Source organism: Mesorhizobium sp. M8A.F.Ca.ET.181.01.1.1, from assembly GCF_004792025.1.
Taxonomy (GTDB): Bacteria; Pseudomonadota; Alphaproteobacteria; order Rhizobiales; family Rhizobiaceae; genus Mesorhizobium.
In genome coordinates this window covers 348,611-374,545 of record NZ_SRTV01000006.1, presented here as the reverse complement: position 1 = coordinate 374,545, position 25,935 = coordinate 348,611, and the positions used below count along the sequence as shown (strand labels likewise).

The 25,935-nt window shown below is 64.7% G+C and carries 24 protein-coding genes; 15 read left to right on the top strand and 9 right to left on the bottom strand.

The window, feature by feature from the left end:
- Positions 1-7: 7 nt before the first annotated feature.
- From tsaE to EN824_RS22890, 8 genes are all read left to right on the top strand, one after another.
- Positions 8-1,519, top strand: coding sequence for a tRNA (adenosine(37)-N6)-threonylcarbamoyltransferase complex ATPase subunit type 1 TsaE (tsaE, locus tag EN824_RS22925; RefSeq protein ID WP_127279619.1), 1,512 nt, complete (start codon positions 8-10; stop codon positions 1,517-1,519).
- A gap of 2 nt (positions 1,520-1,521) precedes the next feature.
- The gene (locus tag EN824_RS22920; protein WP_189343573.1) at positions 1,522-2,244 is read left to right on the top strand and encodes a nucleotidyltransferase family protein; all 723 of its coding nucleotides are present in this window, start codon (positions 1,522-1,524) and stop codon (positions 2,242-2,244) included.
- On the top strand, positions 2,241-5,375 hold the full coding sequence (gene addB / locus EN824_RS22915; protein ID WP_135862510.1) for a double-strand break repair protein AddB: 3,135 nt from the start codon (positions 2,241-2,243) through the stop codon (positions 5,373-5,375). The genes EN824_RS22920 and addB overlap by 4 nt, the downstream gene beginning before the upstream one ends.
- Positions 5,372-8,878 (top strand): double-strand break repair helicase AddA, encoded by a 3,507-nt coding sequence (gene addA, locus EN824_RS22910; RefSeq protein ID WP_135932727.1) that lies wholly within the window; start codon positions 5,372-5,374, stop codon positions 8,876-8,878. The genes addB and addA overlap by 4 nt, the downstream gene beginning before the upstream one ends.
- Positions 8,879-8,952: 74 nt before the next feature.
- The gene (trxA, locus tag EN824_RS22905; RefSeq protein ID WP_015314366.1) at positions 8,953-9,276 is read left to right on the top strand and encodes a thioredoxin; all 324 of its coding nucleotides are present in this window, start codon (positions 8,953-8,955) and stop codon (positions 9,274-9,276) included.
- Between the two features lie 131 nt (positions 9,277-9,407).
- A complete protein-coding gene (locus EN824_RS22900) occupies positions 9,408-9,689 on the top strand; it encodes a cupin domain-containing protein (RefSeq protein ID WP_127280590.1) in 282 nt (93 codons plus the stop codon).
- 132 nt (positions 9,690-9,821) lie between these two features.
- The gene (locus EN824_RS22895; RefSeq protein ID WP_127280589.1) at positions 9,822-10,070 is read left to right on the top strand and encodes a plasmid stabilization protein; all 249 of its coding nucleotides are present in this window, start codon (positions 9,822-9,824) and stop codon (positions 10,068-10,070) included.
- Positions 10,067-10,480: a type II toxin-antitoxin system VapC family toxin gene (locus EN824_RS22890; protein ID WP_127280588.1), complete on the top strand. Its 414-nt coding sequence runs from the start codon at positions 10,067-10,069 to the stop codon at positions 10,478-10,480. The genes EN824_RS22895 and EN824_RS22890 overlap by 4 nt, the downstream gene beginning before the upstream one ends.
- An 89-nt stretch (positions 10,481-10,569) precedes the next feature.
- Here EN824_RS22890 and EN824_RS22885 read toward each other — a convergent pair whose 3' ends face one another.
- From EN824_RS22885 to EN824_RS22865, 5 genes are all read right to left on the bottom strand, one after another.
- Positions 10,570-11,895 (bottom strand): folylpolyglutamate synthase/dihydrofolate synthase family protein, encoded by a 1,326-nt coding sequence (locus EN824_RS22885; protein ID WP_135862515.1) that lies wholly within the window; start codon positions 11,893-11,895, stop codon positions 10,570-10,572.
- A gap of 152 nt (positions 11,896-12,047) precedes the next feature.
- Positions 12,048-12,974, bottom strand: coding sequence for an acetyl-CoA carboxylase, carboxyltransferase subunit beta (accD, locus tag EN824_RS22880; RefSeq protein ID WP_135882764.1), 927 nt, complete (start codon positions 12,972-12,974; stop codon positions 12,048-12,050).
- Between the two features lie 48 nt (positions 12,975-13,022).
- Complete coding sequence (gene trpA, locus EN824_RS22875; protein ID WP_135932726.1) at positions 13,023-13,862, bottom strand: tryptophan synthase subunit alpha; 840 nt, start codon at positions 13,860-13,862, stop codon at positions 13,023-13,025.
- Between the two features lie 62 nt (positions 13,863-13,924).
- Complete coding sequence (gene trpB, locus EN824_RS22870) at positions 13,925-15,175, bottom strand: tryptophan synthase subunit beta (protein WP_135862522.1); 1,251 nt, start codon at positions 15,173-15,175, stop codon at positions 13,925-13,927.
- Positions 15,176-15,266: 91 nt separating this feature from the next.
- Positions 15,267-15,926, bottom strand: coding sequence for a phosphoribosylanthranilate isomerase (locus tag EN824_RS22865; protein WP_127279845.1), 660 nt, complete (start codon positions 15,924-15,926; stop codon positions 15,267-15,269).
- 112 nt (positions 15,927-16,038) lie between these two features.
- Between EN824_RS22865 and EN824_RS22860 the strand changes: the two genes are divergently transcribed.
- Positions 16,039-16,257, top strand: a complete 219-nt coding sequence (locus EN824_RS22860; RefSeq protein WP_135862525.1) for a hypothetical protein — start codon at positions 16,039-16,041, stop codon at positions 16,255-16,257.
- A 39-nt stretch (positions 16,258-16,296) separates the two neighbouring features.
- On the opposite strand, the gene EN824_RS22855 is transcribed toward EN824_RS22860, so the two are convergent.
- The 4 genes from EN824_RS22855 to EN824_RS22840 form a co-directional block, all read right to left on the bottom strand.
- Positions 16,297-17,055: a M48 family metallopeptidase gene (locus EN824_RS22855; RefSeq protein ID WP_135862527.1), complete on the bottom strand. Its 759-nt coding sequence runs from the start codon at positions 17,053-17,055 to the stop codon at positions 16,297-16,299.
- A 99-nt stretch (positions 17,056-17,154) separates the two neighbouring features.
- Entirely contained in the window at positions 17,155-17,637 is a 483-nt protein-coding gene (locus tag EN824_RS22850; protein ID WP_015314375.1) for a DUF2852 domain-containing protein, read from the bottom strand.
- A 117-nt stretch (positions 17,638-17,754) separates the two neighbouring features.
- Positions 17,755-18,897: a benzoate/H(+) symporter BenE family transporter gene (locus EN824_RS22845; protein ID WP_135862529.1), complete on the bottom strand. Its 1,143-nt coding sequence runs from the start codon at positions 18,895-18,897 to the stop codon at positions 17,755-17,757.
- 2 nt (positions 18,898-18,899) lie between these two features.
- On the bottom strand, positions 18,900-19,667 hold the full coding sequence (locus EN824_RS22840; RefSeq protein WP_135862532.1) for an alpha/beta hydrolase: 768 nt from the start codon (positions 19,665-19,667) through the stop codon (positions 18,900-18,902).
- 220 nt (positions 19,668-19,887) lie between these two features.
- Here EN824_RS22840 and infC point away from each other — a divergent pair, with 220 nt between their 5' ends.
- The 6 genes from infC to pheT all read left to right on the top strand — a co-directional run bounded on the left by infC (position 19,888) and on the right by pheT (position 25,910).
- A complete protein-coding gene (gene infC, locus EN824_RS22835) occupies positions 19,888-20,424 on the top strand; it encodes a translation initiation factor IF-3 (protein WP_010912915.1) in 537 nt (178 codons plus the stop codon).
- A gap of 241 nt (positions 20,425-20,665) precedes the next feature.
- Positions 20,666-21,292 carry an isoprenylcysteine carboxylmethyltransferase family protein gene (locus tag EN824_RS22830; protein ID WP_127873321.1) on the top strand — a complete coding sequence of 209 codons (627 nt, stop codon included), beginning with the start codon at positions 20,666-20,668 and terminating at the stop codon, positions 21,290-21,292.
- 183 nt (positions 21,293-21,475) lie between these two features.
- Positions 21,476-21,679, top strand: coding sequence for a 50S ribosomal protein L35 (gene rpmI, locus EN824_RS22825; RefSeq protein WP_006201248.1), 204 nt, complete (start codon positions 21,476-21,478; stop codon positions 21,677-21,679).
- Between the two features lie 19 nt (positions 21,680-21,698).
- Positions 21,699-22,100, top strand: coding sequence for a 50S ribosomal protein L20 (gene rplT, locus EN824_RS22820; RefSeq protein WP_006201247.1), 402 nt, complete (start codon positions 21,699-21,701; stop codon positions 22,098-22,100).
- Between the two features lie 305 nt (positions 22,101-22,405).
- Positions 22,406-23,458 (top strand): phenylalanine--tRNA ligase subunit alpha, encoded by a 1,053-nt coding sequence (gene pheS, locus EN824_RS22815; protein ID WP_245521004.1) that lies wholly within the window; start codon positions 22,406-22,408, stop codon positions 23,456-23,458.
- Positions 23,459-23,501: 43 nt separating this feature from the next.
- Positions 23,502-25,910, top strand: a complete 2,409-nt coding sequence (gene pheT, locus EN824_RS22810; protein WP_135932724.1) for a phenylalanine--tRNA ligase subunit beta — start codon at positions 23,502-23,504, stop codon at positions 25,908-25,910.
- Positions 25,911-25,935 lie beyond the last annotated feature (25 nt).

Genomic DNA, 25,935 nt, shown 5'->3' with positions numbered 1-25,935 from the left:
GCGCTCGATGACGGAACCGGTGCTGGAGCGTTTGCTCGCCGACGAGACCCAGACGGCGCGACTGGGCGAGGATCTGGCGCTGGCGCTGCGCGTCGGCGACGTGCTGGCGCTCAAGGGCGATCTCGGCGCCGGCAAGTCGACGCTGGCAAGAGCGCTCATCCGAACACTGGCCGACGATGCCGATCTCGAAGTGCCGAGCCCGACCTTCACGCTGGTTCAGAGCTACGACACACGCATCCCGGTCCATCATTTCGATCTCTACCGCCTGTCCTCGGCGGCCGAGCTCGACGAGCTCGGCTTCGAGGAAGCAATCGCGCAAGGTGCCGCCCTCATCGAGTGGCCCGAACGGGCTGAGGGCTATTTGCCCAAGACGACGGTGCTGATCGAACTCGTCCAGCACGGCGAGGGCCGGCTGGCGCGCCTGTCGGGGCAAGGCGCGAGCTTCGACCGTGTGGCGCGCTCGCTGGCCATGCGCGGCTTCCTCGACAACGCCGGATGGGGGCAAGCGCGGCGCCGGCATTTCATCGGCGATGCCTCGGCCCGCTCCTACGAGATCGTCTCGCTTGCCGGCGAGGCGCCGCGAGTGCTGATGAATTCGCCGCGGCTGGTGCTCGGCCCTCCCGTGCGCGACGGCAAGCCCTATGCCGTGATCGCCCACACCGCGCAGTCGGTGTCGGCTTTCGTCGCCATCGACCGTGCGCTGCAGGCTGCCGGCGTCGCGGTGCCCAGGATTGACGCGCAGGATCTCGACCAGGGCTTCCTGCTGCTCGAGCATCTGGGCTCGGAAGGCTTTCTCGCCGGCAATGGCGAGCCAGTCGCCGAACGCTACGAGGCAGCGGCCGAACTGCTTGCCATGATGCATGGCAAGACCTGGCCGCCCCGCATGGAGGCGGCACCCGGCGTCGTCCATGACGTGCCGCCATTCGATCGCGACGCCATGCTGATCGAGGCGGACCTGCTGATCGACTGGTACGTGCCGGCGATATCGGGCGGCCCGGCGAGCGACGCGCTGCGTTCCGGCTACCACAGGACATGGAACGCGCTTCTCGACCGGCTGCAAGGCAGCGAATACACGTTGATGTTGCGCGACTTCCATTCACCCAACATCATCTGGCGCGGCGAGCGGTCCGGCCTCGACCGGCTCGGCATCGTCGACGTGCAGGACGCGCTGATCGGTCCCGCCGCCTATGATGTCGCCTCGCTTGCCATGGACGCCCGCGTCACCATCCCGCCCGAGATCGAGAAGCGGACGCTTGCTGCCTATGTCGCGGCGCGTCACAAAGCCGGCGGCTTCGATGAAGCAGGCTTCCTCGAAGCCTACGCAATCATGGCCGCACAACGCAATTCCAAGATCCTGGGCATTTTCGTGCGCCTCGAAAAACGCGACGGCAAACCCTATTATCTCAAGCACCTGCCGCGCATCCGCGACTATCTCAGGCGGGCGCTGTCGCATCCCGCGCTCGCCGAGCTGCGAGATTTCTACGGCGCGCACGGGTTGCTGGAGGAACGAGCGCTGTGACAATGAGACCGGACATCGCCATCGTACTTGCCGCGGGGCTTGGCAAGCGCATGCGGCCGATCACCGACACCATCCCCAAACCGCTGGTTCGGATCGCCGGCAAGACGCTGCTCGACTGGGGCCTCGACAGCCTGGCCGCGGCCGGCGTCGGCACGGCGGTGGTCAATGTCCATTACCTTCCCGAACAGATCGTCGCCCATGTCGCCGCGCGCCGCGCGCCGCGCATCGTCATTTCCGATGAAAGCGACCGGCTGCTCGATTCCGCCGGCGGCATCGTCAAGGCGCTGCCGGAACTCGGCCAACAGCCGTTCTACATCCTCAACGCCGATACATTCTGGATCGACCACGGCCCGCTCAATCTCAGGCGGCTCGCCCTTGCATGGGACGCGGCGAAAATGGATATTCTGCTGATGCTGGCGGATCTCCATCAGGCGACAGGCCATTGTGGCAGCACCGATTTCCTGGTGGCGCCGGACGGCGCGCTGCGGCGTTCGAAAGGCGATCCTGCCGGCCTGATCTATGCCGGCGCCGCGATCATCCATCCGCGCCTGTTCAAGGACGCAACCGCCGAACCGCATTCGCTCAACGCCTATTTCGACAAGGCGATTGCCCGCGGCCGCCTGTTCGGCATGCCGATGCATGGCCACTGGATAACCGTCGGCACGCCCGACGCCATTCCGCTCGCCGAAGACGCGGTGGCCGGCGCACTCATCGGATCGCAATGAGCGGCTCAAGCCGCGTTTTTTCCATTCCCTCCGGAGCGCCGTTTCTGCCGACGCTGGCCGAGGCGCTGCTTGCCGGCCGGCTTGTCCCCGGGTTTCGTTTCGACGGCGATCCGCTCGCTCTGGCCGACGTCACCATCTATGTGCCGACGCGCCGTGCCGCACGTGCCCTGCGCGGCGTGTTCGTCGACAGCCTGAAGGCGCGTGGCGGCGGCGGTTCGGCGATCCTGCCGGTGATCCGTCCGCTCGGCGAATTCGACGAGGATGAAGCCTTGTTCGAGGCCGAGCCATCGGCGGCAATCGATCTGGCGCCGCCGATCGCCGCCACCGAACGGCTGTTGCTGCTAACGCCGCTGGTGCGGGCGTGGAAACGCCGGTTGCCCGCCCATGTCGCGGCGCTCTTCGCCGAGGAGATCGTTGTGCCTGCCTCCACCGCCGACGCGATCTGGCTGGCGCGCGATCTGACCGGACTGATGGACGAGATCGAGACGGAAGGCACCGACTGGGCCAAACTTGCCGGCCTGGTGAGCGGGAACCTTGCCGGATGGTGGCAGGTGACGCTCGAATTCCTCGGCATCGTCACCGATGCCTGGCCGAAATTCCTCGAAGAAAGCGACCGCTCCAACCCGGCAGCGCATCGCAGCGCCTTGATCCGCGCCGAGGCCGCGCGGCTGCGGCGCAATCCGCCCGCCGGGCCGGTCATAGCCGCGGGGTCCACCGGTTCCATCCCCGCCACGGCGGAGCTGCTTGCGACCATCGCCGGCCTCACCGGTGGCGCCATCGTGTTGCCCGGGCTCGACCAGTTACTGGACGAAGCCTCCTTCCAGGCGCTCGTGGCGCCAGGCGCGCGTCCAGCCGTGCTTGGCCATCCGCAATACGGCCTGGCGAAGCTGATCGGCAAGATTGGCGTGCTGCGCGGCGATGTCGAGGAGATCGGCGCGGCCGAGCCGAAGCTCGCGCTCCGCGCGGCCCTTGTCGGCGAGGCGTTGCGGCCGGCCGAGACCACCGAATTGTGGGCGGAGACGCGAAACGGGTTTTCAGCGTCCGATATTGCCGCCGCCTTCGCCGACGTGACGCTGCTCGAAGCGGCAAGCGAGCGCGACGAGGCCGTCGCGATCGCGGTCGCACTCAAGCAGGCCGTGGAAGAACCCGGCCAAAGGGCCGCTCTCGTGACCGGCGACCGCGCCCTGGCGCGCCGCGTCAGTGTCGAGCTCAAGCGCTTCGGTGTCGTTGCCGACGATTCCGGCGGCACGCCGCTTTCCAACACGCCGGCGGCCAGCCTGCTCAGGCTGGCGCTCGAGGCGGTGTTCCGGCCGGGAGATCCGGTCGGCCTGTTGTCGCTGCTCAAGCATCCATTGCTCGGCCTCGGCCTGGAACGCGGCGATGTGCGCCACGCGGCGGAATTGGTCGAACTGGTGGCGCTGCGCGGCGGCACCGGCCGCCCCGACATTGCGTCGCTGCCGGACCTTTTCGAAGCCCGCCTCACCGGCCTTGGCGATGACAGCCGGCCGCCCTTCTGGTTTGCGCGGCTGACCGTGCGCTCCATCGAAGGCGCGCGGAATTTGCTTGAACGTCTCAAGCAAGCGCTGGCGCCGCTTTCAGCCTTTCGGGGCCAGGCGGAAGCCGGCCTTGCCGCGCTGGTCGAGACCAGCGTCGTTGCCCTGGAGAATCTCGGCAGTTCCGCCGATGGCGGCCTTGGCGAACTCTACGCCGGCGATGCCGGCGAAAAGCTCGCCGACCTTTTGCGCGGGCTGGTCGCGGCTTCGGCGCCGCTGTCGTTCGCGGCAATCGAATGGCCTGACGTGATGGAGGCGCTGATCGCGCCCGAGACCGTCAAGCCGGCGCAAGGCACCGACAGGAACATCGCCATCTGGGGCGCGCTGGAAGCCCGGCTGCAGCATGTCGACACACTGGTCATCGGTGGGCTCAACGAAGGGGTCTGGCCGCGCAAGCCGGAGAGCGACCGCTTCATGTCGCGGCTGATGAAGACCGGCATCGATCTCGAACCGCCGGAGCGGCGCATCGGCCTCGCCGCGCATGACTTCCAGATGGCCATGGGTGCCAGGAAGGTGCTGCTGGCGCGCTCGGCGCGCGCCGGCGACGCGCCCGCCGTGCCGTCGCGCTGGTTGCAGCGGCTGCTCACCTTCATCGGCAACGACCAGGCGACAGCGCTGCGCCGGCGCGGCGATGAATTGCTTGCCTGGGCACGCGCGCTCGACACAGGGCCGAAGCGGGATTTCGCGCCGCGGCCGCAGCCGAAACCGCCATTGCCGGTTCGCCCGGGCCATTTCTCGGTCACCGAGATCGAGACGCTGCGCCGCGACCCCTACGCCATCTACGCCCGAAGGATCCTCGGCCTGATGCCGCTCGATCCGCTCATCCGTGATCCGGGCGCGGCCGAGCGCGGCACGCTGTTTCACGCCATCCTGCATCTCTTCTCCTCCGAGGTGGCCGACCCGCGCGCGCCGGACGCGCTGGCCGGGCTCATCGCCGCCGGCCGTGCCTGTTTTGCCGAGGCGGCGCTTCCGGCCGATGTCGAGGCCGTGTGGTGGCCGCGTTTCGAAAAGCTCGCCGCCAACATCATCGAATGGGAGCGCACGCGCGCCGATGCGGTGGTCCAGCGGCATGCCGAGGAGAGGGCTGGGAAAACCGTCGTCGGACAGTCCGGGGTGACGCTGTCCGGTTACGCCGACAGGGTCGACCTGCTGGCCGGCGGCATGGCCGACATTCTGGACTACAAGACGGGTTCCTCGCCTTCGAAGGCCCAGGCGCATACGCTGCTGGCGCCGCAACTGGCGCTGGAAGGCGCGCTGCTGAGGCGTGGCGCGTTCAAGGATCTGGGGGCGCGCGAGCCGTCGCAACTGGCCTTCATCAGGCTGAAGCCGAATGGCGAGGTATTCGAGGAGTCCATACTCGAACACAACCGCCAGCCACGCACCGCGGCCGACCTCGCCGAAGAGGCCTGGGCGCGGCTGGAAAAGCTGCTGATCCATTATGCCGACCCGGCGACCGGCTATCTGTCGCGCGCGCTGCCGTTTCGCGAAGGCGAAACCGACGGCGACTACGACCACCTCGCCCGCGTACTCGAATGGTCCGCCGGCGGAGACGCCGGGGACGAGGGCGGAGAGGCATGAAGAAAGCCTATCCGATCCCGACCGACACGGCTTCGAGCCAGGCCCGCGCCGCCGATCCCGGCAATTCCGCCTGGGTGTCGGCCAATGCGGGATCGGGCAAGACCCATGTGCTTGCCCAGCGCGTCATCCGGCTGCTGCTCAACGGCACCGACCCGTCGAAGATATTGTGCCTGACCTATACGCGCGCCGCGGCCGCCAACATGTCGAACCGGGTTTTTTCCACGCTGTCGGAGTGGACGACGCTTGGCGACGCGGAGCTGGCGTCCAAAGTCGAGGCGCTGGAGGGGCGCCGGCCCGATCGCGGCACCATGCGCAGAGCCCGCCGCCTGTTCGCCGAGGCCCTGGAAACGCCCGGCGGGCTGAAGATCCAGACGATCCACGCTTTCTGCGAATCCGTGCTGCATCAGTTCCCGCTGGAAGCCAATATCCCCGCCCATTTCGAAATGCTCGACAGCCAGATGGAGGCCTCGCTTTTTGCCGCCGCGCGCCGCGAGATGATCTCGGCCGCCGGCGACAGGGCCCTGGCCGAGGCCTTCGCCACTGTCCTGGAGCGCGGCGGCGAAGCTGGTCTCGACGCCCTGCTCGGCGAGATCGTGCGCAAGCGCGACGGGTTGCGCGATTTCCTCGATGCCGTCGGGCGCGACGGCTTCCAGCCCTTGTTCGATGAGTTCCATTTCCGCCCCGGCCAGACCGCGGAAGGCATAGCGGCGTCGATATGGCCGCTGCCCGGCTTCCTGCCGGACTATTTTGCCGGCTTTGTCCAGGCAGCCGAAGCCACCGACGCCAGATCGGTGCTGAACAACATCCTGCCCTATGCGCGCCAGGCTTTCGCCGAGGGCGATCCCGTTCGTCGGCTGCAACTCCTGGCAAGAGCCTTCCTCAAGACCGATGGCGATCCCTATGATCCGGCAAAGGCCTTCAAGAAGGCGCTGGCCGACCGGCTGCCGGACCTGGCCGAGCGCTATCTCTCGGCGGCCGGCGCCATCATGGAGACCGTCGACCGGCTGGCGCTGTTCCGGATGCTGGAGGGCACACGCGCGGCCTTGACCATCGCCGACTGGCTGATCGCGCGCTACGAAGTGCTGAAACGCAGCCGCGGCTTTCTCGACTTCAACGACCTGATCACGCGCACGGTGAACCTTCTGGCGCGGCCCGATGCCGGCCCGTGGGTACAGTACAAGCTCGACCAGGGCATCGACCACATTCTGCTCGACGAGGCGCAGGACACCAGCCCGGATCAATGGGAAGTGGTGAAGCGGCTGGCGGAAGAATTCTTTGCCGGCTTCGGTGCGCGCGATCGGGTCCACCGCACGGTCTTTGCCGTCGGCGACGAGAAACAGTCGATTTATTCCTTTCAGGGTGCCGCCCCGGACTCCTTCGCCGACAGCCGGCTGTTGTTCGCCGGGCGGGTGCGCGAGGCCGATGCATCCTTCGCCGACCTCAAGCTGACCTGGTCGTTCCGCTCCACGGACGATGTGCTGGCCGCCGTCGACCGCGTCTTTGCCGATCCGACCGTGCGGCGCGGCATCAGCCACGACCCCGATCCGCTGAACCACAAGGCGATCCGCACCGATGCGCCGGGCTATGTCGAGGTGTGGCCGTCGATCGGTGCCGGAGCCGTCGACGAGCCCGACGACTGGACGCAAGCGATCGACCATGCCCATGCGCCGGCGGTGCGCGTCGCCGAGAATGTCGCGGCCACCATTGCCGGGTGGATCGGCATGGGCGAAATCATCGAGGGCCGTGGCAAGCGGCTGCGGCCGGGCGACGTGCTGGTGCTGGTGCGCAAGCGCGACAGTTTCGTCCACGCGCTGACCCGCGCGCTCAAGCGTTGCGACATTCCGGTCGCCGGCGCCGACCGGCTGAGCTTGCCCGGCCATATCGCGGTCAAGGATCTGATCGCGCTCGGCCATCTGCTGATCCAGCCGCAGGATGACCTGTCGCTCGCCGCCGTCCTGCGCAGCCCGATCTTCGACCTGCCGGAGGAGAGGCTGTTCACGCTCGCCGCGCAGAGGCCGGCCGGCGTGTCGCTGGCGGCATCGCTGCGCCAGCAAGCCGGCGACGACGAAGCCCTCGCAAAGGTCGTCGCTCAGCTTGACCTCTGGGCTGATGAGGCCGCCTTCAAGCCGGTGTTCGAGTTCTATGCCGGCCTGCTGGCGCGCGATGGCGTGCGCCGCAAGATGGTCGCCCGGCTCGGGCCGGAAGCCGGCGATATTCTCGATGAGTTCCTGAGCTTCTGCCTTGCGGACGAGCGGACCGGCCTGCCCGGGCTGGAAGCCTTCCTGTCGACGCTGGAAAACGCCGGCCCCGAGATCAAGCGCGAGATGGATCAGACCCGCGACGAGGTCCGGGTCATGACCGTGCACGCCGCCAAGGGCCTGGAGGCGCCGGTGGTGTTCCTGGTCGACGGCGGTTCCGCTCCCTTCAGCGACCAGCATTTGCCGCGCCTGATGCCTTTCGAGGGATCGGGCAGGCATTGGGACGGCAAGGGCTATCTCTGGCGTTCGGCCAGCGACGTCGCCAACGGCTTTTCGAAAACGGCGGCTGCTCGCGCCCGCGAACTCGCCGACGATGAATACCGCCGGCTGCTCTATGTCGGCATGACGCGCGCGGAGGACCGGCTGATCGTCTGCGGTTATCACGGCAAGCGGGCGCCGAACACCGGAACCTGGCATTCGATCGTCAGCCGCGCGCTGATCGGTGCGCCGGAAAGCGAACAGCGTCCGCACCCCGCCGGCGGCGAGCCGGTGCATCGTTTCCATGTCACCAACTTGCCGCCGGTCGCGCCAGGCGTCAGTGAACAGGCGCGGCAAGCCGATGCTTTCGGCCCGCTGCCGGCGACCCTGTTCCGGCCCTTGCCGCCTTTCGAGGACCTGCCGCGACCGTTGTCGCCATCGGGCGCCTCGGCGCTGATCGAGGAAGGCAAGGAAGCGGTTGTCGACAAGGCCTCGCCGGTGCTAGACGCCGATGCCGAGCCGGGTTTTGCCGTGATGCGCGGGCTCGCCTTGCACAAACTGCTGCAGATGCTGCCCGGCATGGCCGAGAGCGGCCGCCAAAGTGCGGCGGAGCGTTACCTCTCGCGAACGGGTGCGGGGTGGCCGCAAGCCGAGCGTGAAAAGGCCCTGGCGTCGGTCATGGCCATCCTTGCCGACCCCGGCCTCGGTCAACTGTTCGCGCCCTCGTCACGTGCAGAGGTCGCGATCATGGGCAGCCTGGAGGTCAAGGGCAAAATTCGCTCCATCTCCGGCAAGATCGACCGGCTGGCGGTGACGCCGGATACGGTCTCGATCGTCGACTACAAGACCAACCGGCCCGCACCCGCCTCCCCGGCCGAGGTCCCCCCGGCCTATCTGCTTCAGCTCGCGCTCTATCGCGCCCTGCTGCAGCCGCTTTATCCAGGGCGGGAAATCAAGGCGGCCCTGCTGTTCACCGAAGCGCCGAGGCTGATCGAGCTCCCGGCCCGGGCCATGGACGACGCCCTTGCCCGACTCACGGGAGCGTGACACAAGAACTGCTTGAAGAAGGGCGCGGCAACCACCACATTTGGTGCGACGAAAAATTTCGAAAGGATTTCCGCATGACCACCGTCAAGGTCGACAAGAACAATTTCCAGGCCGATGTGCTCAATGCCCAGGTACCGGTCGTGGTTGATTTCTGGGCGGAGTGGTGCGGCCCCTGCAAGATGATCGCACCGGCGCTTGAGGACATCGCCACCGAACTCGGCGCCAAGGTCAAGATCGCCAAGCTCAACATCGACGAGAATCCCGAGCTTGCCGCCCAGTTTGGCGTGCGCTCGATCCCGACGCTGATGATCTTCAAGGGCGGCGAAGTGGCCGACATCAAGGTTGGCGCCGCGCCCAAGACCGCGCTGTCGCACTGGGTCAATGGCAATCTCGCCTGATACCATTTGAATTCGAAGCATTGAGCCCGGCCATCGCGCCGGGCTTTTTGTTGGCGCCATCGGTGCGCCGCTCTGGCACTCACATCGGCGCCCTCCATGTCTTCTGTTGGCGGCAGAAGCAGGAGAGAGAAATGACCGGATCCGCCAAGGCCACAGTCTTCATCGACAATGAGCGCGTCATCGTCACCGAATACCGCTTCCAGCCGGGCGACAACACTGGCTGGCATCGCCACGGCCACGACTATGTCGTGGTGCCGCTGATGGACGGCAAGCTGAAGCTGGTGACCAAGGACGGTGAAACCTTCGCCGATATGAAGAAAGGTTCCCCCTATTTCCGCAAGGAGGGCGTCGAACACGACGTCATCAGCGCCAATGACGGCGAGTACGCTTTTATCGAGATCGAGCTGAAATAGGGCCATTCGCTCGCCGATAGTTACACCGGGAAATTCATCGACTGATCGGCACGATGTGCTGGCATGCCATCCCCTGCCATCTTGATGGCAGGTGCTGATCGGTCTATATCTCTTTCCAAACGGGAGTTTGACATGGCCGAACCACAGCTCTCAGTCCGCAGCGCAAAAGCACGCGACCTGGCTCACAGACTGGCTCGTCGCGAAAATCGTTCGATAGCCGATGTGGTCGAACGTGCGCTTGAATCATACGAAATCCGTGAAGCGGGCCGCGAACCCGCATCAACCTTCTATGCCAGCCTGATCGCGAGCGCCGGCGTCGACATCGATCTGGAGGAAGTTATTCACGAAGCTCGCCAGGTTCATTCAGGGCTTGAGCTTTGATTTTCGTCGATACCAACGTGATTTCGGAGTCCTTCAAGAAGGCGCCGAACCCGGCCGTGCTGGCGTGGCTCGTCCGCAACGACGCCGAACTGGCCCTTCCCACGGTGACGATTGCGGAAATCGCCTTTGGCATTCAAAAGATACGGCCCGATGAGCGAGCCGATCGGCTGGAGCAGGGACTTTCACGATGGCGCCATCGATTTGCCGACCGGATTTTTGGGCTGACGGAAGAAGCTGCCTTGGCTTATGGCGAGATCATGGGGTTCGCCACGCGCCAAGGCCGCGGCATGTCAGCTCCCGGTGGCATGATCGCGGCAATAGCGCGGGTGAATGGTGGTCGACTGGCAACGCGCAATCTCAATGACTTTAGTGCCACCAGCCTTGACCTAATCTCGCCGTGGGACTTCTGAACCGCCCTCGGATCTTTCGGTCAAAAGCGAGATAGCAGAATTCCGCCGCAGGCGTCTAAAGATGCAAGGCGTCGAAACTGTAGCCGCCCTCAGGTCGGCGGCGTGCCGTTTTCAGCCAGCACCGCACCGGCCAGATAGAGGGACCCGCCAATCAGGATGCGTGGCGGCGGGCCGTCCCAGGTGTCGCGCAGCAGCATGAGCGCGCTGGCGACGGAGCTTACCGGTTCGGCCGTCAGTCCGGCTTCCGTGGCGCGGACCGCCAGTTCGTCGTTCGGCACGCCGGCATCGCTCTGGCTCACTGGCACCGTGTAGACATGCCTGACCAAGCCCTTGAAGGCGCGGAAATAGCCGCTCTGGTCCTTGGTGTTGATCATGCCCGAAATGAGGAACAGCGGGCGCGGGTTCTTTTCTTCCTGCTCGGCCAGCGCTTCGGCGACGACCACGCCGGCGCCCGGATTGTGGCCGCCATCGAGCCAGATGTCGGCGCCCTTCGGCGCCAGTTCCGCCAGCCTGCCCTGCCCCAGCTTCTGCATGCGGCCGGGCCAGGCGACACTGGTCATCGCCTTCTCGGCGGCGCGGTGGCTGATCTCGAAGCCGGCGGCCTTGACCGCGGCGATCGCGGCGGCGGCATTGGCGAACTGGTGGCGACCGGGCAGGCGCGGCGACGGCAGGTCCATCAAGCCATCATCGTCCTGGTAGACCATGCGGCCGTTTTCCTCGAAAGCGAGAAAATCCTGGCCATAGACGAGGGTCGGGCATTCCAGCCGCTCGGCGGTGTCGATCAGCACCTGCAGCGCCGTCTCGCTTTCCTGGGCGCCGATGACCACGGGACAGCCGCGTTTCATGATGCCGGCCTTTTCGGCGGCGATCAGCTCCACACGGTCGCCGAGATAGGCCTCGTGGTCCATCGACACCGGCATGATCACCGACACGGCCGGCCGCGCGATGACGTTGGTGGCGTCGAAGCGGCCGCCAAGACCGACCTCGATGATGGCGGCATCGGCCGGATGTTCCGAGAACAGGATGAAGGTGACGGCGGTGAGGATTTCGAAGACGGTGATCTTCTGGCCTGCATTGGCCTTGGCGACTCGGGCGATGGCCTCGGCGAAGATGTCATCGTCGACCAGCCTGCCGCCGCCCTCGGCGGCCAGCCTGTAGCGCTCGTGCCAGCTGACCAGATGCGGCGAAGTGTGGACGTGGACGAGGCGGCCGGAAGCTTCCAGCAGCGCCCGCGAGAAGGCGGCGCAGGAGCCCTTGCCGTTGGTGCCGGCAATGTGGATGACCGGCGGCAGCAAATCCTGCGGATTGTCCAGCCGCTCCAGCAGCCGCGTGATGCGATCGAGCGAAAGGTCGAAGCCTTTCGGGTGAAGCGCCATCAGGGCTTCGATTTCGCGGTCGGCGGCAAGCGTCGTCATGGCACAATCCCGGCGCATGGCCCGAGAGCCAGAATCGCTCCCGCAATGACCACGGCTATCAAAAGGCTACAGCGCGTCATGGGCGGCGCGCAATCGCTGTTCGCGGCGGCCAATGTCGCGCCAGGCCGGGCTCACCTCCGGCCATCGTAGCGTCAAGCCTGTGGCCGGGCTTCGGCGGCAAGCACGGCCGGCGGCAGGATTTCCGGTTCCAGCGGCTTTTGCTCTTCCGGCATCTTGAGCAGCATCTTGAGCAGACGCGCGATCGTCTGGCGCATCTCCAGCCGGGACACCACCATGTCGACCATGCCATGCTCCATCAGATATTCGGCGCGCTGGAAGCCGTCCGGCAATTTCTCGCGGATGGTCTGCTCGATGACACGCGGCCCGGCAAAGCCGATCAGCGCGCCGGGCTCGGCAATGTGCACGTCGCCCAACATGGCGTAGGAGGCGGTGACGCCGCCGGTGGTCGGATTGGTCAGCACGACGATATAAGGGAGGCCGGCTTCCTTCAGCCGGTCGACGCCGACCGTGGTGCGCGGCAATTGCATGAGGGACAAAATACCTTCCTGCATGCGGGCGCCGCCGGAAGCGGCGAACAGGATCAGCGGCCGCTTGCGTTGCAAGGCGACCTCGAAGCCATGTACGATGGCATCGCCAGCCGCCATGCCGAGCGAGCCGCCCATGAAGGCGAAATCCTGCACCGTCACCACCACCGGCAGGCCCTCGACGGTCCCCAGCGCATTGATGATGGCGTCTTCCAGGCCGGTCTTGGCCTTGGCGTCCTTCAGCCGGTCGACATAGCGCTTCTCGTCGCGGAATTTCAGCGGATCCTGCATGACCTTGGGGTTGTCCAGGGTCTCGTACTTGCCGTCATCGAAGAAGAATTTCAGCCGCTCCTTGGCCGAGATCTTCATGTGATGGCCGGAGGACGGGATGACGAACTGGTTGGATTCCAGATCCTTGTGGAACACCATCTCGCCGGTCTCGGGATCCTTGATCCAGAGATTCTCGGGCATGTCGGTACGCCGGCCGAGCATCGAGTTGATCTTCGGGCGAACGTAATTGGTGATCCAGTTCATCGCTTCGGCTCCTGTCCTGACGAAGAGTTGGGTAAAGACGTAGGAAAACTATTCGGCAGCAGCAAGGCGGGCCGAGCGCACGCCTTGCGCCAGGCCGCTGACCAGCGTGGCGACGGCCTCGGCCGGATCGGCGGTCTTTTCGCCCTTCGGCCCCAGCACATTGGCGACCGCGTTGACGATCGCCGTGCCGACGACGACGCCGTCGGCGTTGGCGCCGATGACGCGCGCCTGTTCGGCGGTCTTGACGCCGAAGCCAACGCAGACAGGCAGGTCGGTGTGACCCTTGATGCGCTTGACCGCCGACGCCACCTTGCCGGTGTCGGCGAGTGCCGCACCGGTGATGCCGGTCATCGAGACGTAGTAGACGAAGCCGGACGTGTTCTGCAGCACCTTGGGCAGGCGCTTGTCGTCGGTGGTCGGCGTCGCCAGCCGGATGAAGTTGATGCCGGCCTTCAGCGCCGGAATGCACAGCTCCTCATCCATCTCCGGCGGCAGGTCTACGACGATGAGCCCATCGATGCCGCTCGCCTTGGCGTCGACGAGGAAGCGGTCGACGCCGTAGATGTAGATCGGGTTGTAATAGCCCATCAGCACGATAGGCGTTTCGTCATCGCCAGCGCGAAAGTCGGACGCCAATTTCAGCGTCTTCACCAACGTCTGGCCGCCCTTCAGCGCGCGCAGGCCGGCGGCCTGAATCGCCGGGCCGTCGGCCATCGGGTCGGAGAACGGCATCCCCATCTCGATCACGTCGGCACCCGCCTTGGGCAGCGCCTTCATGATCGACAGCGAGGTTTCATAGTCGGGGTCGCCACCCATGAAATAGGTGACGAGCGCCGGGCGGCCCTCGGTCTTCAGCTTCGCCATGCGGCGGTCGATGCGGGTGGTCATGTCTGGCCCTTTGGACGAATTTTGCTCATAATCAACTCCCAAATCGAAACTGTCCAAAGGGCCTAGATCTCCATGCCCAGCATCGAGGCCACCGTGTGCACGTCCTTGTCGCCACGGCCGGACAGGTTGACGATGACGATCTGGTCCTTGTCCATGGCGGGTACGATCTTGACCGCATGGGCGATGGCGTGCGCCGATTCCAGCGCCGGGATGATGCCTTCGACGCGCGTCGTCAGCTTGAAGGCTTCGAGCGCCTCGTCGTCGAGGATCGGCACGTATTCGACACGGCCGGAATCGCGCAGCCAGGAATGCTCCGGACCGACGCCGGGATAATCGAGGCCGGCCGAGATCGAATGGCCGTCCATGATCTGGCCGTCGGCGTTCTGCAGGAGATAGGTGCGGTTGCCGTGCAGCACGCCGGGAGAGCCGGCATTCATCGAGGCGCAATGCTCGATGCCGTCGAGACCGCGCCCGCCGGCCTCGATACCGATGATGCGGACTTGCCTGTCATCGAGGAAGGGATGGAACATGCCGATGGCATTGGAACCGCCACCGACGGCGGCGATGATGGTGTCGGGCAGCCGGCCTTCCTGTTCGAGGATCTGCGCGCGTGCCTCGGTGCCGATTACCGACTGGAAGTCGCGCACCAGTTCCGGATAGGGATGCGGGCCGGCGGCGGTACCGATCAGGTAGTAGGTGTCCTCGACATTGGTCACCCAATCGCGGAGGGCTTCGTTCATGGCGTCCTTCAGCGTGCCGTGGCCCGCGGTCACCGGCCGCACTTCGGCGCCTAGCAGCTTCATGCGGAAGACATTGGGGCTTTGGCGGGCAACGTCGGTCGCGCCCATATAGACGACGCAGGGAAAGCCGAAGCGGGCGGCGACGGTCGCGGACGCCACGCCATGCTGGCCGGCGCCGGTCTCGGCGATGATGCGCTTCTTGCCCATGCGCTTGGCCAGCAGGATCTGGCCGAGGCAATTGTTGATCTTGTGCGAGCCGGTGTGGTTCAAATCCTCGCGCTTGAAATAGACTTTCGCGCCGCCCCCGAGGCCCTTCGCCGAGGAAACGTCACGAAGATGCTTCGTCAGGCCTTCAGCGAAATACAGCTTTGACGGCCGCCCGGCATAGTGGGTGGACAGATCGGTCAGCTCGGCCCTGAAATCCGGATCGTTCTTGACCTCGTTCCAGTTTTTCTCCAGGTCGAGGATGAGGGGCATCAGCGTTTCGGCAACGAAACGGCCGCCGAAAATGCCGAACATGCCCTGCTCGTCGGGTCCAGTACGGAAGGAATTGGGTGTCGCCGGCTTGTTCATCGCCGATCTCCTAGATCTGTACTTTGAGCATGTCCCTGTCGGAAAACCGGGTTCCCGCTTTTCCGGGACATGCTCAGGGTTCGAAATTTGTTCAGGCGGCGCGGTCGTCCCGCGCGGCCCTGACGGCCCGGAAAAACTGTTCGATCAGCGCCGGATCCTTGACGCCCGGCGCGCTCTCCACGCCCGAGGAAATGTCTATTGCGGGCGGGTTTGCAAGCCGAAGGGCATCGCCGATGTTGGCGGCGTTGAGCCCACCGGAAAGCATGTAATCGATCCCGGCGTCAAGGCCGGCAAGGATACGCCAGTCGAAGGCGACGCCATTGCCGCCCGGCAGTTCCGAGCCCTTCGGCGGCTTGGCGTCGAACAGGAAGCGGTCCGCGATGCCGACGAACGGCTTTATCCGTTCGAGATCGGCAGCCTCGCTGAGCGGCAACGCCTTCATCACCGGCAGGCCATGGCGGGCTTTCAGTTCGGCCACTCGCTCGGGGGTTTCGGAGCCGTGCAATTGCAGCATGTCGGGCCGCATCTTTTCCACGATTTCATTGAGGAAGGCGTCATTGGCGTCGACGGTGACGGCAACCGCCAGGGCCTTGCCGCGCGCCGCTTCGCGCAGACGGCCGGCTTCGGCCGGTTCGACATAGCGGGGGCTTTTGGCGAAGAAAATGAACCCGACATGGCTGGCGCCGCCGGCAAGGGCCGCAGCCACTGCCTGGTCGGTCTTCAAGCCGCAGATCTTGATATCGAGCGCCATGGCGCGGGAATTGACATGAAAAGCGCCAAGAGTCGAGAAAAAGCATGCTGTTTGCCGGCAAGGCCAAAGGCGCTACCTATGGATGGACAGCATGCAAGGCGGGAGCACAGCCATGGCCGACCAGACCGTTGCCGAACTGAAGCAGAAGATCGCGCAGGCGCGCGAGGTCATCGCGCATCTCATGGACAAGGCCGCCTTCAACGGCGCCGAAGCACATCGGGCTCTGGACTATTTTGGCGGCGATGCCTTCGACCGCAACTTTCTGCCCTGGCCGCATCATGGCGATGAAGGGTTGCGGCCGGATGAGCTCAATGCGGCGAATGACGATTGAGTGCGTGGCCGGTAGCTGAAACGCCGCCGTCCGCTATCCCTATTCGAAAACGATCGCCTGCAGGGCGCCGCCGTTGCGCTTCAGCCAATCCTTGCAGCGGTCCGTGTCGGGGCAGAGCTTTTCGCACAATTTCCAGAATTTCGGGCCGTGGTTCATCTCCTTGAGATGCGCCACTTCATGCGCGACGAGGTAGTTTATGACAGGCTGCGGCGCCATCATGATGCGCCAGGAGAAGGACAGATTGCCTTCCGAGGTGCAGGAGCCCCAGCGGCTGGAAGTGTCCTTGTAGCGGATCGCCTTGGCGCGCTTGCCGAGCGCTTCCGTATGCCTGACCACCAGCTTCTCGATATCCTTCTTGGCCTCGCGCTTCAAAAAATCGGCGATGCGGCGCGGCAGATGGATGCGCTCGCCATGCACGATCAGCAGCGGGCCGCGCTCGTCGCGCGATATGGTGACGGTGCCGCGCTTTGACGGTTCGTGGACAACGCGGTGCGGCACGCCGCGCACCGGGATCTTGATACCTGGTCTTACTTGAGGACGAGCAGGCACCTTGGCCAGGCGCTGCTCCAGCCAGTCCTGGTGGCGGTCGAGGAACCTGTCCACCTCGCCGCGGCGCAGGCCCGGCGGCACGGTGATGCGCAGGCCCTGACCGCCGGAATCGATACGCAGCGTCAGGCGCTTTGCTCTGGCGCTCTCGACGATCTTGAGCGGCAGCGTGCGCCCGGCGACACAGTATTCCCGTTCCACGGCAGGCGTGGGCTTGGGCTTCGTCAGATTGCGGAAGAACCCGATGGTCATGGCCGGACGATACGCGATTCGAGGAAAACGAATAGAACAAAAAAGAAACGGCGCCGCTCGCGCGACGCCGTCATCATACCTTGGCCCTGTCGCTGGGCCTCAGTCGTCGAGCAGGTTCGAGCCTTTGCCACGCTTGGTGGGGGCCGTTCCGGTGCTCGGGTCGGTTTTCGCCGGAGCCGTCGACTTGTTGCGGTTGGCCATGAACCGGTCGAACTCGTCCTGATCCTTGGCGCGGCGCAATTCACGAGCGTATTCGTCGAACTGGGTCAACATCTCGTCGAGCTTGCGGCGCTCTTCGTTCAGACGCTCAAGCTCCTTTTCGCGCCAATCGTCGAAAGCGACGTTGCCGGTGCGAGCGGAGCCATTGCCCCAGCGCGCGGCCTTGTCGGAACCACGGCGGCAGCCGGCGAAGATGCCGTCGGTCGCACGGTTGACGTCACGCTTGAAGCCCTCGAGCCGGTCGCCCCAGATGATGTAGGCGAGCATGGCGAAGCCGAGCGGCCAGAACACCATGAAGCCGATCACCATCAACGCGATGGTCGCCGGCGTCCAGGCCGGGCGGATCAATGCAGATGTGTTCATTTTCTCCCATTCCTTCGGTTGGAGACAGCCAGGACCGGCTGCGTGGAATCGAAATGGGAAGGCGAAAACGGCGATTCAAGACAATGTCCGCCAAAACCGAACAAGGTTCTGAAATGATTATCGCTTTTTGAGCATATCGAGGAAAAGCACGACCAGCCCGGCGACAAGGCCCCAAAAAGCCGCGCCGACGCCGAACAGCGTCAGCCCGGAGGCGGTGACGACGAAGGTGACGGTGGCGGCCATGCGGTTGCCTTCGTCCTTGAGCGCAATCGCCAGCGCGTTGGCCAGCGAGGCCATCAGCGCCAGGCCCGCCACCAGCACGATCAGGCTCTGCGGCAGGACGGCGAAGATCGCCACCAGCGAAGCGCCGAAAATCGCGAAGATCAGATAGGCAAGCGCATAGAACGGACCCGTCTTCCAGCGCTCGGCGGGGTCGGGATGAACGTCAGGTCCGGTGCAAATGGCCGCCGAGATGGCCGCCAGATTGGTGGTTCCGGCCCCGAACGGCGCCGACAGCAGCGAAAACAGGCCGGTGATACCGATCAGCGGCCCAGGTTCAGGGTGGTAGCCGGCCGCCCGCAATACCGCCAGCCCCGACAGGTTCTGCGAGGCCATGGTGACGAGATAAAGCGGCAGCGCCAGCCCGATAATCGCCTTGGCGGTGAAATGGGGAGCAATAAACGTCAGCGTCGACAGTTCGGGCGCGGGCAAGCCGCCGACACGGCCGGTAAGGAAGGCGGCAAGGCCGCCGCCGACCAGCACCGCCAGTACCGACAGCGCCGGATTGAACAGCCGGATGACAAAGAATGCCGCGATCAGCGGCAGGATGAGCCAGGGGTCCGCCGGAATGGCTTTCATGGCATTGATGGCGAAGGTGACGACGATGCCGGCCAGCATGCCTGAGGCGACCGAAGCCGGTATTCTCGATATCAGCCGGGTCAGCGGCCCAAACAGGCCGGTCGCGACCAACAGCACGCCCGTGACGATATAGGCGCCGACGGCCTCGCCCATCGAAAAGCCGCTCGAGGCGGCGACCAGTGCCAGGCCCGGCGTCGACCAGGCAGTGATGACAGGCATTTTCGTGCGCCATGACAGCAACAGGCACTCGACCGTCATGGCCAGGCAGATCGCCGTCACACCGCTCGCCGTCTCGACCTGCGTCGCGCCGACCGCCTTGGCGGCGGCGATGACGATGGCCAGCGTGCCGCCGAAACCGACGATTGCCGCGACAAAAGCGGAGATCGGGATGGAAAGGCGCATCGTCACTTGCCTCGTCCGGCGATGTCGCCGACCGCCCGCACCAGCATGTCGAGATCCTGCGGGCGCGACAGGCGATGGTCGCCGTCGGGGATCAGCGACAGCGTGACATCGTCGGCCGGCAGCAGGGCGGCGAGCTTCAACGCGTGGCTCGATGGCACGTCCGCATCGGCCAGCCCCTGCAGGATGTGAACCGGGCAATGCGTGTCGATCGGCCCGGTCATCACCCGGTTTTCGCGCCCGTCGTCGATCAGCGCGCGCGTGTAGACGTAAGGCTCGGCGGAATAGTCCGACGGCTCCGCGAAGAACCCCTTTTCGGCGAGGTCGCGTTTCTGCGCCTCGGTCAGCACCGGCTCGATCAGGTCGCTGGTGAAATCGGGTGCCGGCGCCAGCAACACCAGGCCGACGACGCTTGCATCGCCCGCCTTGCGCAACTCCTGCACCATGCGCAGCGCGATCCAGGCACCCATCGACGAGCCGACCAGGACCTGATCGCCCTTGGCGAAATGCCGGAAAACCGCAAGGCTTTGCGCAAGCCATTTCGAGATCGTACCGTCGGCGAAGGCGCCGCCGGATTCGCCATGGCCCGAATAGTCGTGGCGCAGGAAGGCCCGGCCTTCCCGTGCCGCCCAGTCCGACAGCGTCTCGGCCTTCGTGCCCAGCATGTCCGACTTGTAGCCGCCGAGCCAGACGATGCCGGGCGTCGCGCCACCCGCATGGCGCACGGCGATATCGGATCCATCAACATCAAGAAAGGTCGGAGCGGCGGTCATGGCTGTGGGGCGGTCCTGGTTTTTTTCACGCCTCGCTTTTGGCACGGCCAAAGGCAAGGCGGAAAGTGCTCGCGATGTTTCTTTGCTTGGCACAGGCTCGTGATCAGGTGATTTCTTGAGAACGCTGTGCTATTGACTTGCGCCGCGCGCTTCCCACATTGGCGCGTCCGCACACAGATTCATACGAACCCTGAACGAAACGGCCAAGGAGACCACGACCATTCGCAGACCTTTCAAAGCAGCGGCGCCGACCAAGGATGGGCCGCGCTCCAACCGTGACATCCGGGTTCCCCGGGTCCAGCTTATCGACGCCGAAGGCCAGAACCGCGGCGATGTTTCCATCAACGACGCATTGCTGCTCGCCGAAGAGGCCGGGCTCGATCTGGTCGAAATATCGCCCAACGCGGTGCCCCCCGTCGTAAAAATCCTCGATCTCGGCAAATTGAAATACGCCAACCAGAAGAAGGCGGCCGAGGCGCGCAAGAACCAGAAGGTCATCGAGATCAAGGAGATCAAGATGCGCCCGAACATCGACAGCCATGACTACGAGACCAAGATGAAGGCGGTTCGCCGCTTCTTCGAGGAAGGCGACAAGGTCAAGCTGACGCTGCGCTTCCGCGGCCGCGAGATGGCGCATATGGAACTCGGCATGCAGCTTCTGAACAAGGTGCGCGAGGAAGTGGCGACCATCGCCAAGGTGGAAGCCGAGCCGAAGCTCGAAGGTCGCCAGATGATGATGGTGCTGGCGCCGCGCTAAGCAGACTCCGGTCGCTTCGCAACGCGTCGTCTGCATAGTTTCCATGGTTGTCGCGGGTTCTCACCGCAAAACCGTGGGCACTTTTGCGGAACCCGCTTGGATCACGATGACGTCAGGCCTCGTCATCGCGCCAAAATCCGCCTGAATTGTGCTACAGAGGCGTCCCGACGACCGGCGGGACGCCTATTCCTGGCTAGAGCTGCGATCGCCGGCCAGGCTCCTCGACGATCGGATCCCAATCTTGGACACAGAATACAAACACGGGCTGGGCAACTACCAGCAGATGCGCCGGCTGGTGCTTGCCGTGCTCGTGGTGGTGCTGTTTCTGGCATTGCTTTTCGGCCAGTCGACCTTCCCGCCGGACACGCCGGTCCATGAATCGATCGAGATGTTCGGCGTGCTCTTGATTTTCCTCGGCATCGTCGGGCGCCTGTGGGCGACGCTCTATATAGGCGGACGCAAGTCGTCCGAGGTGGTGACCGGCGGCCCCTACTCGATCACCCGTAATCCGCTCTACGTGTTCTCAACCGTCGCCGCCGCCGGCGTCGGCGCGCAGATCGGCTCGTTCTCCGGCATCATCCTTTTCGCGGTTCTGTGCGCCGGTGCCTTCCATATCGTCATCCTGCGCGAAGAAAAATTCCTCAAGGAGGCGCTCGGCGCACCCTATGCGGACTATCTGGCGCGCGTGCCGCGCTTCTTCCCCAAGCTTTCGCTCTACCAGGAAGGCGACACCGGCAGCTTCAAGCCGCGCCTGCTTTTGACCACACTGCTCGACGGGCTGGTGTTTCTCATTGCGCTGCCGGCTTTCGAACTGATCGACGGCGCGCAACTGTCGGGCGTGCTGCCGGTGTGGTTCAGGCTGCCCTGAGAGGGGACAGTGCGTCGCACGGCCTGAGGTGTTGCGCCCGCGCCATCTTTGATCTATAGCACCGCCGTTCCAAGAAAACCGCCCGGCAGGGCATGCCGTGGCGGTTTCATTTGCTTTTCGGGCTTTGGTCGGCCCGGAGCGAACAAGAAGCGCGATCGTGCGCCAACAATACGGAGTAGCAAAATGCCCAAGATGAAGACCAAATCGGCCGCCAAGAAGCGGTTCAAGATCACAGGTACGGGTAAAGTCCTGTCGGCTGCGGCCGGCAAGCGTCACGGCATGATCAAGCGTTCCAACAAGTTCATTCGAAATGCCCGCGGCACGATGGTTCTGGCTGAACCGGATGGCAAGAAGGTCATCAAGAATTTTCTTCCGAACGGCCTTTAAGTTTTAAGGAGATCATGACATGGCACGCGTAAAAAGAGGCGTCACCTCGCACGCCAAGCACAAGAAGGTCCTGAAAGCCGCCAAGGGTTTTTACGGCCGTCGCAAGAACACCATCCGCATCGCCAAGCAGGCGGTGGAAAAGTCGCTGCAGTACGCTTACCGCGACCGCAAGAACCGCAAGCGCTCGTTCCGCGCGCTGTGGATCCAGCGCATCAACGCCGCGACCCACGAGCACGGCCTGACCTATGGCCGTTTCATCGACGGTTTGAACAAGGCCGGCATCGAGATCGATCGCAAGATCCTGTCCGACATGGCCATCCACGAGCCTCAGGCTTTCGCCGCCCTGGTCGCCAAGGCCAAGGTCGCGCTCGAATACCTGAAGAACACCACGCCGAACGCTTTTGAAAGCGCTGTCGCCTAGAGCATGATGCCAAAAAGTTTCTGACTTTTTGGACAACATCATGCTCCAGGGAAATTAGCGAGGAGCGCGATCTTTTCCGAAAAGTCTGCAACTTTTCGGGATCGGGCTCCGAGCCCAGCGCTTCCCAAGCATTCGCAATTCTGATTTGGGGAACCCGCGCTGGCACGGCCGGCGCGGGTTCTTTTGTCTCTGATGCCTGAACTTTCAACTTAGAAGTGACTTTCACTTTAAAGCTGACTTCCAACGTAGCGAGTTTGACCGTGAACGACGCAACTACCGGCTTGGATACGCTCGAAAATTCCCTGATGGCTGAGATCGCGTCGGCCGCCGATGAGCCGGCCATCGAGGCCGTGCGCATCGCTGCCTTCGGCAAGAAGGGCACAGTGTCCGAGATGCTGAAAACCCTTGGCGCCATGACCGCCGAGGAGCGCCAAGTCAAGGGCCCCGCCATCAACGGCCTCAAGAACCGCGTCACCGAGGCGCTGACGGCCCGCAAGGCTGATCTGAAGGATGCGGCGATCGCCGCCCGGCTGGCCGCCGAAAAGGTCGACGTGACGCTGCCGGTGCGGCAGTCGCCGGCCGAGCGCGGCCGCATCCATCCGATCAGCCAGGTCATCGACGAGATCGCGGCGATCTTCGGCGATCTCGGCTTCGCCATCGCCGAAGGTCCCGATATCGAGACCGACTACTATAATTTCACCGCGCTGAATTTCCCGGAAGGCCATCCGGCGCGCGAGATGCATGACACCTTCTTCTTCCAGCCGGACGAGAACGGCGAACGCAAGCTGTTGCGCACCCACACCTCGCCGGTGCAGATTCGCACCATGGAGAAGCAGAAGCCGCCGATCCGCATCGTCATTCCCGGCAAGACCTACCGCCAGGATTCCGACGCCACCCATTCGCCGATGTTCCATCAGGTCGAGGGGCTGGTGATCGACAAGTCGGCCAACGTCGCCAACATGAAGTGGGTGCTGGAAGAGTTCTGCAAGGCCTTCTTTGAAGTGCCGCAAGTCAAGATGCGCTTCCGGCCGTCCTTCTTCCCGTTCACCGAACCGAGCCTCGAGGTCGACATCCAGTGCGACCGCTCAAGGCCAGGCGAGGTGCGCTTCGGCGAAGGCTCCGACTGGATGGAGATTCTCGGCTGCGGCATGGTGCATCCCAATGTGCTCAGGGCCGGCGGGCTCGACCCCGACGAATACCAGGGCTTTGCCTGGGGCATGGGCATCGACCGCATCGCCATGCTGAAATACGGCATGCCGGACCTGCGCGCCTTCTTCGACGCGGATGTGCGCTGGCTGTCGCATTACGGCTTCCGGCCGCTGGACATGCCGACGCTGTTCGGAGGCTTGAGCGCGTGACACCCCTGAAGACTCCTGCCGCCAGCCACTACGGAACAGCCCAATGAAATTCACCCTCTCCTGGCTCAAGGATCACCTTGAAACCGACGCCACGCTGGCCGAGATCGTCGAGCGGCTGACCTCGATCGGCCTCGAGGTTGAGCATGTCGACGACAAGGCAGGCCTGAAACCCTTCGTCATCGCCAAGGTGTTGACGGCAGTGCAGCATCCCGACGCCGACCGGCTGCGGGTGCTGACCGTCGATACCGGTGACGGCAAGCCGCCGGTGCAGGTCGTCTGTGGCGCGCCCAACGCTCGCGCCGGCCTGATCGGCGCCTTCGCCGCGCCCGGCACCTATGTGCCCGGCATCGACGTCACTTTGGCGGTCGGCAAGATCAGGGGCGTCGAAAGCCACGGCATGATGTGTTCCGAGCGCGAGCTGGAACTGTCCGACGAACATAATGGCATTATCGACCTCCCCGCGGATGCGCCGGTCGGTACCAGCTTTGCGTCCTATGCCCATCTCGACGATCCGGTCATCGAGATCAATCTGACGCCGAACCGGCCCGATGCCACCAGCGTCTTTGGCATCGCCCGGGATTTGGCGGCGAGCGGCCTCGGCCGCCTCGTCGGCGGCGCGATCATGCCGCATGTCGGCAGCGGCATGTGCCCGGTGAAGGTGACGATCGAGGCGCCGGAGCTTTGCCCGGGCTTCGCGCTCAGGCTGGTCAGGGGCGTCAAGAACGGGCCGTCGCCGAAATGGCTGCAGCAGCGGCTGATCGCCATCGGGCTGAGGCCGATCAGCGCGCTGGTCGACATCACCAATTACGTCACCTTCGACCGCGGCCGGCCGCTGCACGTCTTCGACGCCGCCAAGGTCGCCGGCAATCTGGTCGTGCGCCGCGCCAGGGATGGCGAAAAGGTCCAGGCGCTCGATGGGCGCGAGTACACGCTGACGCCGGAAATGTGCGTGATCGCCGACGATAATGGCGTCGAATCCATTGCCGGCATCATGGGCGGCGAGCATTCCGGCTGCGACGAGAACACGACGGACGTGCTGATCGAATCCGCTCTCTGGGACCCGATCACCACGGCCCGCACCGGCCGGACGCTCGGCATCATCACCGATGCACGCTATCGCTTCGAGCGCGGCGTCGACCCTGAATTCATGGTGCCGGGCGTCGAACTGGCGACCAAGCTGGTGATCGACTTCTGCGGCGGCACGCCCACGGAGACGGAGGTGGCCGGCTATGCCGGGCATCAGCCGAAGATCGTTTCCCTTCCGCTGTCGGAAGTGAAGCGGCTGACCGGCATCGAAGTGCCAAAGGCGGAGAGCCTCGACATCCTGTCGCGTCTCGGCTTCCACGCGCAGGGATCGGGCGACGTCGTCGACGTGACCGTGCCTTCCTGGCGCCCCGATGTCGACGGCAAGGCCGACCTGGTCGAGGAGGTGATGCGCATCCATGGCGTCGACAACATCGCGCCGCAGCCGCTCGGCGCGCATGACATGGTCAACGGCAAGATCCTGACGACGCTGCAGATCCGCACCCGTGCCGCCAAGCGTTCGCTTGCCGTGCGCGGCATGATGGAGGCCGTTACCTGGTCGTTCATTCCGGCCAGGCACGCCGAACTGTTCGGCGGCGGCCAGACGGCGCTGAAACTCGCCAACCCGATCGCCGCCGACATGTCCGACATGCGGCCCTCGCTGCTGCCGGGGCTGATTTCGGCTGCGCAGCGCAATGCCGACAAGGGCATCGGCGACGTGGCGCTGTTCGAGGTCTCGGGCACCTATGAGGGCGATGGCGCCGACCAGCAGCGGCGCGTCGCCGCCGGCGTGCGCCGCGGCACGGCCAAGCTCGACGGCTCAGGCCGCAACTGGGCCGGCAATTCCGGTCCGGTCGGGGTGTTCGACGCCAAGGCCGACGCGGTCGCCGCACTCGAAGCCTGCGGCGCGCCGGTCGAACGGCTGCAGATCGAGGCCGGCGGACCGGCCTGGTATCATCCCGGCCGTTCCGGCACCATCAAGCTCGGTCCGAAGACCGTGCTCGGCACGTTCGGTGAGTTCCATCCGAAGACGCTGGAAGGGCTCGATGTCTCCGGGCCGCTATGCGGCTTCGAAGTGTTCGTCGACGCCGTGCCCGAGCCGAAGGCAAAGCCGACCAAGACCAAGCCGAAGCTGGAACTCTCCGCCTTCCAGGCGGTGAAGCGCGATTTTGCTTTCGTCGTCGACAAGGTGGTCGAGGCGGGCACGCTTGTTCGCGCCGCACTGGCCGCCGACAAGAAGCTGATCACTGGCGTCTCGGTCTTCGATATCTTCGAGGGTGCGTCGCTCGGAGCCGACAAAAAATCGATTGCCGTCGAAGTGTCTATCCAGCCGGTCGAGAAGACACTGACCGACGAGGATTTCGAGGCGCTGGCCAAGCGCATCGTCGAGAATGTCGGCAAGCAAACGGGTGGCGTGCTACGGGGATAAAGGATTGCGGGTAGATGGCGAATCG